The 12,108-nt window shown below is 63.9% G+C and carries 11 protein-coding genes and 1 tRNA gene; 6 read left to right on the forward strand and 6 right to left on the reverse strand.

Translation table 11 applies throughout. The features are described 5' to 3' along the window. Window positions 1-146: 146 nt before the first annotated feature. Window positions 147-545, reverse strand: coding sequence for a barstar family protein (locus AC07VL_RS00195; protein WP_086146799.1), 399 nt, complete (start codon window positions 543-545; stop codon window positions 147-149). 401 nt (window positions 546-946) lie between these two features. Between AC07VL_RS00195 and AC07VL_RS00200 the strand changes: the two genes are divergently transcribed. The 5 genes from AC07VL_RS00200 (at window position 947) to AC07VL_RS00220 (ending at window position 4,858) form a co-directional block, all read left to right on the forward strand. Further along, entirely contained in the window at window positions 947-1,459 is a 513-nt protein-coding gene (locus AC07VL_RS00200) for a glycine zipper 2TM domain-containing protein (protein ID WP_076568209.1), read from the forward strand. 165 nt (window positions 1,460-1,624) lie between these two features. Further along, entirely contained in the window at window positions 1,625-2,413 is a 789-nt protein-coding gene (locus AC07VL_RS00205; RefSeq protein WP_494804078.1) for a spermine/spermidine synthase domain-containing protein, read from the forward strand. Between the two features lie 46 nt (window positions 2,414-2,459). Beyond that, window positions 2,460-4,211 (forward strand): GspE/PulE family protein, encoded by a 1,752-nt coding sequence (locus AC07VL_RS00210; RefSeq protein WP_494804079.1) that lies wholly within the window; start codon window positions 2,460-2,462, stop codon window positions 4,209-4,211. Between the two features lie 68 nt (window positions 4,212-4,279). Next, a tRNA-Lys gene (locus AC07VL_RS00215) sits at window positions 4,280-4,355 on the forward strand. A gap of 104 nt (window positions 4,356-4,459) precedes the next feature. Continuing rightward, on the forward strand, window positions 4,460-4,858 hold the full coding sequence (locus AC07VL_RS00220; RefSeq protein WP_494804080.1) for a hypothetical protein: 399 nt from the start codon (window positions 4,460-4,462) through the stop codon (window positions 4,856-4,858). A 3-nt stretch (window positions 4,859-4,861) separates the two neighbouring features. Here AC07VL_RS00220 and AC07VL_RS00225 read toward each other — a convergent pair whose 3' ends face one another. Both AC07VL_RS00225 and AC07VL_RS00230 read right to left on the reverse strand, forming a co-directional pair. Beyond that, entirely contained in the window at window positions 4,862-5,365 is a 504-nt protein-coding gene (locus tag AC07VL_RS00225) for a hypothetical protein (RefSeq protein WP_494804081.1), read from the reverse strand. Between the two features lie 3 nt (window positions 5,366-5,368). Beyond that, entirely contained in the window at window positions 5,369-6,415 is a 1,047-nt protein-coding gene (locus tag AC07VL_RS00230) for a lysozyme inhibitor LprI family protein (protein ID WP_494804082.1), read from the reverse strand. A gap of 175 nt (window positions 6,416-6,590) precedes the next feature. Between AC07VL_RS00230 and AC07VL_RS00235 the strand changes: the two genes are divergently transcribed. After that, entirely contained in the window at window positions 6,591-8,738 is a 2,148-nt protein-coding gene (locus tag AC07VL_RS00235; RefSeq protein ID WP_494804083.1) for a dipeptidyl-peptidase 5, read from the forward strand. A 148-nt stretch (window positions 8,739-8,886) separates the two neighbouring features. Here AC07VL_RS00235 and AC07VL_RS00240 read toward each other — a convergent pair whose 3' ends face one another. The 3 genes from AC07VL_RS00240 to AC07VL_RS00250 form a co-directional block, all read right to left on the reverse strand. Next, the gene (locus tag AC07VL_RS00240; RefSeq protein ID WP_494804084.1) at window positions 8,887-10,179 is read right to left on the reverse strand and encodes an MFS transporter; all 1,293 of its coding nucleotides are present in this window, start codon (window positions 10,177-10,179) and stop codon (window positions 8,887-8,889) included. Between the two features lie 277 nt (window positions 10,180-10,456). Continuing rightward, the gene (locus tag AC07VL_RS00245; protein ID WP_494804085.1) at window positions 10,457-11,188 is read right to left on the reverse strand and encodes a BON domain-containing protein; all 732 of its coding nucleotides are present in this window, start codon (window positions 11,186-11,188) and stop codon (window positions 10,457-10,459) included. A 105-nt stretch (window positions 11,189-11,293) separates the two neighbouring features. Next, window positions 11,294-11,998, reverse strand: coding sequence for a hypothetical protein (locus AC07VL_RS00250; RefSeq protein WP_494804086.1), 705 nt, complete (start codon window positions 11,996-11,998; stop codon window positions 11,294-11,296). Window positions 11,999-12,108: the final 110 nt, after the last annotated feature.

Below are 12,108 nucleotides of genomic sequence, written 5' to 3' on the forward strand. Positions count from 1 at the left end.
GTACCCGCTATGACGGTGCGAATCTAGAAAGGCCGGCATTATTGTTGCAGCGCACCATAGTGGCGCGGCGGTCGCGGCCACCAGAGCATGCGGCTCGCCACGCTGGCGCAGCGCTGATTTGACACTACCGCAAAGAGAGTAAGTATTTACTCGAACGAATAGAAGACGCGGAACGGGACTTTTTTCTCGGCCCAGTAGTCGGCCGCATCGCGGAACACGTCCAGCAGGATCTCGCGCGCTTCCTTGTCAAACTTTTGCGTATTGGGCAATTGCTCCAGCACCACCAGGAAGCCCGTCTGCGGACCGGCCTTGAACATGGTGTCCGTCAGGCACAGGCGCAGCGCATCGAAGTTCTTCGCCAGGTTTTTCGGAAACAGGAATGCTTCTGCAATAATGCCGATGACTTGTTGTTTGGTCTGCCCAGCGTTGCAATGCGCATATAAAAAGTGCTGCCCGAGACGGATCGCCTCGTCTTGTAATTCGGTCACGCGAAAGGCACGGATGGACTGGACAAGGTTGGGCGGCACGGTTAGTAACAAACTCATTTTTCCCTCAAATCGACCTGTTATGTATGGATTTTTTCTAGCTGCTCTTCTTATTGCATCCCCGCACGCGGGTCAATGCGCACGCGGTGATTCGATCTGTATCAACTTTTATGCGATTCAGTGCGATTTTATATAAGCCATACGCGTATTAGGGTAACGTGTTGTCCTGCATGAATCAACCCGAATATGATGTCAAACGCAAGATTTGTTACAAACCGCTGGTTTCAAGTCACTTCAACATCTTGTATCGATTGAAAGTGCATGTTACAGACTGTGGGGCAAGGGGCTTGGGCTGTTACATTTTGTTGCCACGCGAAACACAAGTATCGGCCCCGCGGGATTACTATAGCCCCAAGTTGTAAAAAATACCCTGAAAGATTCTCTACATAACGAGGTTAGAAATGAACTTGCAAGCCAAATTGATGATGTCAGCCCTTTGTATCGGTGCTTTGCCACTCGCCCAGGCCGCCGACTTTGAAGATTTCGGCAAGGTCGTGCGCGTCGTGCCGCAGGTGGAACAGATCAATCGTCCACGCCAGGAATGCCGTACGGAATACGTGCAGGTTCAGGCACCGCCGCAGCAGCGCAGCGCGGGCGGCTCCATCGTCGGCGGTATCGCCGGTGCCCTGCTGGGCAGCCAGGTGGGCGGCGGCAATGGCCGCACGGCTGCCGCGGCTGCCGGTGCGATCGCCGGTGCCGTCGTGGGCGACCGCGTCGACAACCAGAACAACTACCAGGGCGGCGTGCAGGAACAGGCCGTCAAGCAGTGCCGCCAGGTCGACCACTGGGAAAGCCGCAACACGGGCTACCAGGTCACCTACGACTACCGCGGCCGCAACTACACGAGCATCATGTCCTACGATCCGGGCGAACGCATCCGTCTGCGCGTGTCCATCGAGCCGGCTCAGCAGTAACGCCTGACACGAGCGGCTGCGCGTCGGCACAGGCGGCCAGCGACGCTACTGCCTGGCGTCGCGACACAGTAATTTAAAATGCCGGCCCCAGTCGTTCTCATGGGGCCGGCATTTTTTATGGCGCCCCGGCGCGGGCTATAATGCGGCACACTTTCAGGCCGCCTTATGCTTATCAAACGAAAATCCATCGAACAAGTCGAATCCTCGCGCCCCGCGCGCAAGCCCCGTTATGCCCCTGTCACCCTGTCGGAGATGGATGGCGTGCGCTATCTGCATTTCGGCACGGAATGGGTGCAGGGCGCCATGCGCATCCGCAAGCCGGACTGGCCGGAACTGGAATACGCGCAGCAGATGATGGCGTGGATGCTGTGGATCGAGCAGCCGCAGCGCCTCGCCCAGCTGGGCCTGGGCACGGCCGCGCTGACCAAGTTCTGCTACCGCCAGTTCCCGCAGGCGCAGGTGGAAGCCATCGAGCTGAACCCGTCCGTCATCGCCATCTGCGCCTCGATGTTCAAGCTGCCGCCCAATGACGAGCGCCTGCACGTGCGCGAAATGGATGCGCTCGACTACGTCAACGACGAAGCCAATCACGGCACCCTGGACGCCCTGCAGGTGGACCTGTACGACGCCACGGCGCGCGGTCCCGTGCTCGACAGCGCCGAATTCTATGCCGCCTGCTGCGCCTGCCTGGCACCGCACGGCATCATTACGGTGAACCTGTTCGGCGACCACCCCAGCTACGCAAAAAACATCAAGGCGATGAAGTTTGCGTTTGAACAGGTGATCTGCCTGCCGGAAGTGCATGATGGGAACGTGGTAGCGATCGCCTTCAAGAGCAAGGTGACGCTCGATGCCGAGGCGCAAGCCGCCCTGCTCGAGCGCGCCAAGCAGATCGTCGCCGACACCAAGCTGCCCGCCAAGAGCTGGGTCAAGGGCATCGTCAGCACCCTGTAAGCGCCGGCACGCCCACGCAGGCCGGTCGCCATGAAAGGCACCGGCTATGCCCGTCTCCCCTCCAGCCGACACGCCGCTGGCACTGCCGCAACTGCTGGCCTGGCTGCAGGAAGACGGCCTGCTCGACGCCGCGCAGGCGGACGCACTGCAGCGCCAGGCCGCCCTGCAGCCGATACCCGCCCTCCATCCGCTGTGCCATATTGCCCACGGCAGCCTCACGCTCGACGCCCTGTGCGCCTGGCTGGCGCAACGTGCCAGCCTGCCGTACATGCGCATCGATCCCCTGCACATCGATTTCAGCCAGGTAGCCGACGTGATGACGGCCGGCTATGCGGCCCGCTTCAACATCCTGCCCGTGGAGTGCACGCTTGACCGCATCGTCATCGCCACGGCCCAGCCGTATGCGCTGGCGTGGCAGGCGCAGCTGGGAAATCTTGCACCCCGCACGCTGCACCTGGCCATCGCCAATCCCGTGCACATCGCCGATGCCATCGCACAATTTTTCAGCCTCGCCAGTGCCGTCAAGGTGGCAAAACTGGCATCCACGCAAGACCTGGCGCTGCGCCAGAATGTCGAGCAGCTGGTGGAGCTGGGGCGCGGCAAGGCAAGCCTCGACGCCAACGACCAGCACGTCGTGCGCATCGTCGACTGGCTGTGGCAATACGCGTTTGCCCAGCGCGCCTCCGACATCCACCTGGAACCGAAGCGCGATGCGGGCCTGGTGCGCCTGCGCATCGACGGCATGCTGCACCAGGCCTACCACGTGCCGCCCGTGGTCCTGCTGGCCATGACAGCGCGCATCAAGTTGCTCGGGCGCATGGACGTGGTGGAAAAGCGCCGCCCGCAGGATGGCCGCATCAAGACGCGCAATGCGCAGGGCCAGGAAATCGAACTGCGCCTGTCGACCTTGCCCACGGCCTTCGGCGAAAAGCTCGTCATGCGCATCTTCGACCCGGAAGTCGCCATCCGCAGCCTAGCGGAGCTGGGCTTTCCGCCTGCCGATGCGCTGCGCTGGCAGCAACTGACGGCGCGCACGCACGGCATCGTGCTTGTGACGGGGCCCACCGGCTCGGGCAAGACCACCACCCTGTACAGCACCCTGAAGGCGCTGGCCGGCAGCAGCGTCAATGTGTGCACGGTGGAAGACCCCATCGAAATGGTGGAACCGGCCTTCAACCAGATGCAGGTGCAGACGCAGGCCGGCCTCGAACTGTCGTTCGCCGATGGCGTGCGGGCGCTGATGCGGCAGGACCCTGACATCATCATGGTGGGCGAGATCCGCGACCTGGCCACGGCCGAGATGGCCATCCAGGCGGCGCTGACGGGCCACCTGGTACTGTCGACCCTGCACACCAACGACGCCCCGTCTTCCGTCATGCGCCTGCTGGAACTGGGCGTGCCCGCCTACCTGCTGGAAGCGTGCCTGGCGGGCGTGCTGGCGCAGCGCCTGCTGCGCTGCCTGTGCCCCGACTGCAAGCGGCCGGACGGCGCGCCGGGCGAGGCGCAATGGCAGGACGTGGCCGGCGGCCAGCTGGCCCGGCCTGGCCAGGTCTATCGTCCCGTCGGCTGCCCGCAATGCCGGCACAGCGGCTACCGGGGCCGGGCCGGCATCTACGAACTGCTGGGCGTGACGGAGGCGTTCGCCCAGCTGATCCGCGCCGGCGCCGACGTGCACGCACTGCGCCGCCAGAGCCTCCTCGACGGCATGACGCCGCTGCGCCTCGCGGGCGCGCGCAAGGTCATCGACGGCACGACCAGCATCGAGGAAGTGCTCAAGCTCACGGCCGCCCTGCATTGAGGCATATTCATTTTCGTGCAGGAATGCTTTGCATTCTTTTTCAACTGATATATAATGCGGCCTCTTTCGGGTCGTTAGCTCAGCTGGTAGAGCAGCGGACTTTTAATCCGTTGGTCGCAGGTTCGAATCCCGCACGGCCTACCACGAATGCGCAGTACTAAAAAGCCAATCCTCCGGGATTGGCTTTTTTCGTTTCCGGCCCCCCCGGTTATACTGGCTCTTCATCCCGCCCGCCCTGAAAGCAACGCATGCAACTTGCCGCCGCCCTCCTCCTGGCCACCGCCGGCCTGTCCGCCCAGGCACAAACACCCATCGTGCTCGACGGCCAGTACAGCGTGCGCACGGATGAAATGAGCGTGCAGATCATCGGCGAGCGCGTCTGCTTCGCGCCCGACAAGGCGCAGTGGGGCCGCCTGCCCCGTCCGGCTGCCGCGCACGATGCGTGGTTCTGCTTTGCCAACGATGGCCAGGCGCGCCGCCTGCTGCGCGTGCCCGCGCGCCAGGCCGACAATTGCGGCTGGCAAGCACACGCCCGCATCGTCATCGATAGCTATCAAACCTATGGGGAACAGGGCGACGGCAACGACATGGCGCGCCTGGTCTCCGTCATCAAGGTGGCGCAGCCGAATGCCATCGCCTGCGAATAAACACTAGTCGAGTTCGTATTCGCGCAGATAGCGCCCGAACAGGTCGCCATCGGCCAGCGGACAGACAAAGCCCGCGCCCCAGTCGGCCAGCAGGAGCTGCTCCTTCAAGGGCAGCAGCAACAGTTGCGGCATGCCATCGCTGCACCACAGGTCGCACACGATGCCGCCCTCGTCCAGGCCGGCAAACAGGGTTTCCGTCGTGCCGGCGCCAAATGCCAGCACATTCTTGCATTCCACGCGGTAGCTGCTGTAGCCCGTATAGACGGCGCCATACGGCGGCAAGTCAGCGGCCAGCGCCAGGCGCAGCTGCTGCGCCGTGATGCCCAGCGCGGCCAGCGGCGACGGCGGCGCGGCGCGCACGTACATCTGCGTCCAGCCGGCGCCGCTGCGGTGCGCGTCGGCGAACGCTTCCTGCTCGCCCATCTGCGCCAGACAGTGCTGCAAATTATCCAGCGGCAAGAGTTCGATCTGGCAAAAATCATCTTCGTGGTAATAGGCCTCTCTCATGGCTCAGTTCCCCAGCAAATCTTGCAGTTGTGCATTGCGCCGCGCCGTCAGCAGGGCGGCCCACGTCTCGCCCGTCACGGATGGATAGCGCACGGCGCCAAAATTCATCCAGGCATCGCGGTACGCCAGCCACAGGCGCTGCGTGGCGCGGATGCCATCCTTGTCCACGGCGCCCGCATGGGTTTGCGCCGGCTTTTTCATGAGCTTGCCATAGATGGCGTTGAGCTCCTTGTCCAGCGCCGCCGCCTGTTCCTTGGACACGGGCGCAGGCAGCTTGCCCGCTTCGTACCCGCGCACATCCTGCGCCAGCAGGTCGAGTTCGGCCGTGCGGGCGGCGATGCTCAGGGCGGCGCGCGCCGTGCCGCTCAAATCCGTTTCATGGGCCCCGCGCGCATCGGCAAACTTGCTGGCCGCCGCCTGCAATTTTTGCAGCGCTGCCTGCGCCACGGCCGGCATGTCCGCACTGACTTTCTCCGTCGCCTGCGCGCGCACACGCTGTTTCTGGCGTGCATCGATGGCGCTGCACACGCCCATCATGTAGCCGCTCGTGATGTCGTCGCACAGGTCGATCAGGCCGCGCCCGCTGGCATTGATCTGTTGCAAGTGTTCGATGCGGCCCTGCATTTCGGCCGGCGCCGCGTCGATGCTGCACGCGTATTTCAGCGCCAGCAGCGGGTCCTTCTGCACGCCCTGCCCATTCTGGTACAGCATCATCAGTACGGCGCTGTTCTGCGTGGCCATCGCGCAATGACGCGCGGGACGCCAGTCGACCGGCTTGGGCGAGGACATACTCTTGGTATCGTAATACAGGTCCGTCGCCTGGCACTGCTGCATGGAAGCAACAGCCGAGGGCGCGGGCAGGTCGGCCGGCGGCGGTGCCGCATCCTTGGCCTTCAGGCAACTGGCATACCAGGCCGTGCTTTCCGCGTGACCCACGCCCATGGCGCTCGTATTCGGGTAGGGCGCGGGCGTGGCCGCGAAGCCGGGGGCGGCCAGCAGCGCGCCCGTCCCCAGCAAGAGCGTTTTCAATAAGGATAGACTAATTTTCATGGTGGGCCGGCGCCAGCGTGAGTAAAGCGGCAAGTTTAACTGATCAGGCATGGCCCACCCGCCCGCCAGGCGTGCGGCGGCCCGGTAAGTAACGGTTCATGGCCTTGGCAGCAGAGGAAACGATGGGCAATAATGTTGCTCGCAGTACTCTTTTTCAATTCTCCGGACCACGCCCATGACCTCACCCCGTCTTCGCCGTTCCCTCGGCTCGCTGCTGATCGCAGCGGCCTGCGCTTCGCTGGCCCACGCCGCCGATACGGCCGCCGCCGCACCTGTTGCCGCTACGCAAGCTGTCACCAAACACGCCATCACGCATGAAGACGTGTGGCTGATGAAACGCGTGGGCGCGCCCGTCGCCAGCCCGGACGGAAAGTGGGCCGTGTTTTCCGTTGTCGACAGCGCCTACGACAACAAGGACCAATGGTCGGACCTGTGGATCAAATCGCTGACCGACGACACCGCCGCACGCCGCCTGACCTATTCCAAGGGCGGCGAAGGCGCCGTAGCCTGGTCGCCGGACAGCCGCCAGCTCGTCTTCGTCGCCAAGCGCGACGGCGATGAGGCGGGCCAGATCTACCGTCTCGACGTGGCCAGCGGCGGCGAAGCGCAGCGCCTGACGTCGCTGACCCTCGGCGCGCGCACGCCGAAATGGAGCCCGGACGGCAAGCAGTTGCTCTTCATCAGCGACATCTATCCAGGCAACAAGACGGAAGCCGACGTCAAGCAGAGCGCGAAAGAGCGCAAGGAGCGCAAATACAGCGCCCGCTCGTATGAAACGACAGCGCCTCGCTATTTCGACAAATGGCTGACCGACAAGCAGGTGCGCCTGTTCGTCGTCGATGCCGAAACTGGCGCAGCCCCGCGCGACATCCTGTCGGGCACGCAACTGGCCGCCCTGCCGGGCTTTGGCGGCGGCCAGGGCGACGAGGGGCAATCGCTGGACGCCATCTGGACGCCCGATGGCAAGGCTGTCGTCTTCAACGCCGCCACCAACCGCGATGCGGCGCAGCGCGAAGCCGTCTACTCCCAGCTGTATCTGCTGCCCGTGGCCGGTGGCGAAGCGCAGCGCTTGACGCAGGACAAGTCCAGCTATGGCAGCCTGAAATTTTCTGCCGACGGCAAGACCCTGTTCGCCCTCAGCGACGCGCAGACGCCAGGCAAGGTGTATGACGTGAAACGCCTGGCCAGCTTTGCCTGGCCCATGAGCAGCCCGGCGCCGACCATCCTGACGGCCAAGCTGGACCGTTCAATTTCCCGCTACGTGCTGCCCGAAGGCGGCAAGCGCGTCATCTTCAGCTATGAATATGCGGGACTGGAAAAGCTGTACTCGATCGACGCCAGGGGCGGCGACGTGCGCGAGGAGCCATCCTTGCCGACGGGCAGCATCGGCTCGCTGAGCAGCGGTGGCAAGTCGCTCGTGGGCGTGTGGGAGTCGTCCATCAATCCGCCTGAAATCTATGCCTTCAACGGCAAGCAGCCGAAACGCCTGACGGCCTTCAACACGGAGAAAGCCAGCAAGATCGACTGGCAGGCGCCCGAGCATTTCTGGTTCACGACGGCCGATGGCCGCCAGATCCACAATATGCTCGTCAAGCCGGCAAACTTCGACCCGAACAAGAAATATCCGCTGTTTACCGTCATCCACGGCGGCGCGGCCAGCATGTGGCGCGACCAGTTCGTGCTGCGCTGGAACTATCATTTGCTGGCCAAGCCCGGCTATGTCGTGCTGCTGACGGACTACAAGGGTTCCACCGGCTACGGCGAGGAATTCGCGCGTTCCATCCAGTTCGACCCGCTGAAAGGCCCGGGCGACGAGATCAACCAGGGCGTCGACGAAGCCATCAAGAAATACCCGTTCATCGACAGCGCGAAACTGGCCGCCGGCGGCGCCAGCTATGGCGGCCACCTGGCCAACTGGCTGCAGGCGACCACCACGCGCTACAAGGCCATCGTCTCGCATGCGGGCGAAATGGACTTGATCATGCAGTGGGGCACCAGCGATGGCGGTTTCGGCCGTGAAACGAATGCAGGCGGCCCCGTCTGGTCGAACCTGCCCGTGTGGCGCGACCAAAGCCCCGTCATGCAAGCTGGCAACCACGAAAAAGGCACGGGTTTCACGACACCGATCCTGATCACCGTGGGCGAGCTCGACTACCGCGTGCCGGCCAACAATGCGCTCATGAACTTTGCCGTGCAGCAGCGCCTGAACGTGCCGGCCAAACTGCTGGTCTTCCCGGACGAAAACCACTGGATTTTGAAGGGCGAGAACAGCCGCTTCTTCTACAGCGAAGTAGAGGGCTGGCTCGCCAAATATCTCAAGTAAGAACACCACAGAACAGTCCATGGCGGCGTTGCATTGCCTGGTCGTACTATTCGTACTGCCTTCGGCAATGCGCCTTGCCCTGAACGTGTTCTGAGGCGTTCTTGGAACATGAAAAAGCCAGGCTCCGCCCATGCGGGCCTGGCTTTTTTCATGCGGGCTGGGCGGCGGGTGCGGCCGCCTTCTGGCGCCGGATCGCCAGCACCAGCAAGGCCGCCAGCAGGCAGGCGGTGCCGGCCGCGAACAGGGCCGGATTGTAGGTCAGCATCAGGGTGCGGATGCGGCCCGCGCCATACGCGGCCACGGCGGCGCCAAGCTGGTGGCCCGCGAAGATCCAGCCGAAGACCATGCCTGCCCGCTCCTTGCCGAAGGTGGCGCCCACCAGTTTGACGGTCGGCGGCACGGTGGCGATCCAGTCCAGGCCGTAGAACATGGCGAACAGGGACAGGCCGTACAGGGTGAATTCCGAGTACGGCAGCCAGAACAGCGACAGCCCCCGCAAGCCGTAATACCAGAACAGCAGCTTGCGGTTGTCATAGCGGTCCGACAGCCAGCCCGACAATATCGTGCCGAACAGGTCGAAGGCGCCCATCATGGCCAGCACGGAGGCGGCCGGCACGGCGGACAGGCCAGAGTCGCCGCACAGCGAGATGAAATGCGTCTGGATCAGGCCATTGGTGCTGAGGCCGCAGATGAAAAAGGTGCCGAACAGTATCCAGAAGGTACGGTTGGCCGCCACGCTGCGCAGGATCAAAAAAGGCGTGGCAAACGTCATCCTTGCCGCGGGAGGCACGCTCAAGGGCATGGCCGGGTCGGCGCCATACGGGCGCAAGGCCACGTCCTGCGGGCGGTTGCGCATGCACAGGAAGGCCAGCACGGCGACGATGGCGCAGCTGGCAAACACGGGCATGACGGCCGTGCGCCAGCCGTAGTGCTCGATCAGCCAGGCGCCCACGGGCAGGAACAGCAGCTGGCCCGTGGCCGAACTGGCCGTCAGCACGCCCACCACCAGGCCACGGTGCGTCTCGAACCAGCGGTTGGCCACCACGGCGCTCAGCACCAGCGCCGTCATGCCCGAGCCCAGGCCCAGCAGGATGCCCCACAAGGCCACCAGCTGCCAGAACTGCGTCATGCGCGTGGCCAGCAGCATGCCGGTGGCGATCAGCCCCAGGGCCACGCAAATGACGTTGCGCAAGCCGAAACGTTCCATGAGGATGGCGGCAAACGGCCCCATCAGCCCAAACAGCACGAAGCGCACGGCCAGGGCCGAGGAAATCTGTTCGGCATCCCAGCCGAACTCGCGGCTCAGCGGCTGCATCAGCGCCCCGGGCAAGCCCAGGGCGGCGGACGAGGTCAATGCAGTGAGGAAAGTGATGGCGACGATGATCCAGGCGAAGTGGATGCCGCGGCGCTCCAGCCATTGTGCGAAGGGATAGGAAAGCATGCTGTCCTCATGAGAAAAAGTGGATGCCGCCAGGCGGCCACGCCACGCGGATGGCGCAGCGGCTGCGGCGGGTTTTCCCCATGTTATATTATGATCGTCATTTATACAATCAAAAAAAACCGGCGCCACGTCGCGCGGCGCGGCGCCGGCCCCCGGTCCCGGTCCCGATCCCGGTCCCGGCTGCATCGTGTGTAAATCGGGGCCAGTCACGGCGTGATCGGCATGCGTCCCACCGGGACGCATGCCCCCCCCCCCCCGGCGGACCCGGCCCCATGGATTATTTCACCTTCAAGCCATTCTTCACGTCCGTCACGCCTTCCACGCCCCGCGCCAGGTCGCCCGCCTTCTTCACTTCAGTTTGCGATGGCACGAAACCGCTGAGCATGACGACGCCGTTCACCGTTTCCACATGCACATCGAGCGCTTTCAAGGTGGAATCCTTGACAAGGTCGGCCTTGATCTTGGTGGTGATGACGGAGTCGGACATGGCCGTCTTGGTGCTGCTGGCCGCATTGCGCGTCACGCAGGCGGCCTTGGCCGTCGCATCCATGGCATCGCAGTTTTCCTTCGTCGCGGCAGGCGGATTCTGCGCCACGTTGGTGCCGGCCCGCGCGCCCGTGTTCGCATCGGCCAGGGCAGCCGTTTTCGCCGCCTTGGCATCGTTCATGCACGTGGTTTTGTCGGCGCCCGTGCGGTCGCCGCACTTGGCCTTGGCCAGGTCGTACTCGGCATTGGCCACGTCCTTGCGCGCCTTAGACAGTTCGCGCGGCGTGTTGCGGTACTGGGCCACGGCATCCGAATCGGCCTTGGCGCGCGCCACCCTGGCTTCTTCCACGCAGACTTTCTTCGCGTTGCCGCTCTGGCTGTCGCAGGCGGCCTTGGCCTGCTTGTAATCGGCGGACGCCTTGTCCGTCAAGCTCTTGTACGAGGCATCCTGCGCATGCGCGGGCGTGGCGGCAAACAGGGCGCTGGCACTGGCGGCCAGCACGAGTGCGATCATTTTGTTCATGATGGTTCCTCTCTGGTTAGTTGATGCCCAGATTAGACCCCTGCCGGACGCAAAGCTCCGTGCGACAGCACACGCTGACCGGCCATCCATGGCGGAATTCATGGTTTATTTGTCGCTGCTCAAGCCCTGCCGCCACAATACTTGCGCCTGTTCAAATGGGGACCCAGGCCCATCGAACACCGCCCCATCGTCCGCCAGCGCCAGCCATGCCTGCGTGGCATGCGAGCCGCCCTGTGCCGCATCGCCGGCACGCACGCCGCGCATCCACGCCAGCACATCCTGGTACTGCCCGGGGTGGCGCCCATGCATCCACGCCAGCGCCACCAGGTCCGCATAGCCTTCCTCGCGGCGCGTTTCGCGCAGCTCCTGTTCCAGCTGTGCCAGCTTGCCCTGCTGCCGGCCCGACGGCTTGCCGGGCCGCTCGACAAAGCCGCGCGGCAAGGCATGCCAGTCGCCTTGCGCATAGCGCTGGCAATGCCCGATTTCATGCGCCGTCATCGCCTCGATCATGGCATCCTGGCGCGCGGGCGCCACGCCATGCAAGACACTCTGCGCCTGGGTATTGCCGCGCAGAGACAGCACCAGCTTGCAGCGCCCTGCGTCGTAGCCCAGCGCCAGCGGCACGGCGCCGGGCGCGTCCTGGGGCTGGACGATAATATCGATCGGCAAACCTTGCGCACGCGCAAACGCGACGACGGGCTGGCCCGCCTGCAGCCAGCGGCTTTCCAGGTCGGTCAGATTCGAGGCAGCCACGGCGGACAAAGGGGGCAGGACGATGAGCAAGCTCATCAATAAGAGCGGTTTCAGCATGGGATAGGCGGGAGGCAAGGACGGCAACCACTGCAGAGTAAGCGGTACGGATATTTCCACAAGGAAAAACAGGCAACTTTTCAGAAAAAAAGACGAAAAAAAACCGGTGC

The sequence above is a fragment of the Janthinobacterium sp. GW821-FHT03C08 genome (assembly GCF_059420905.1).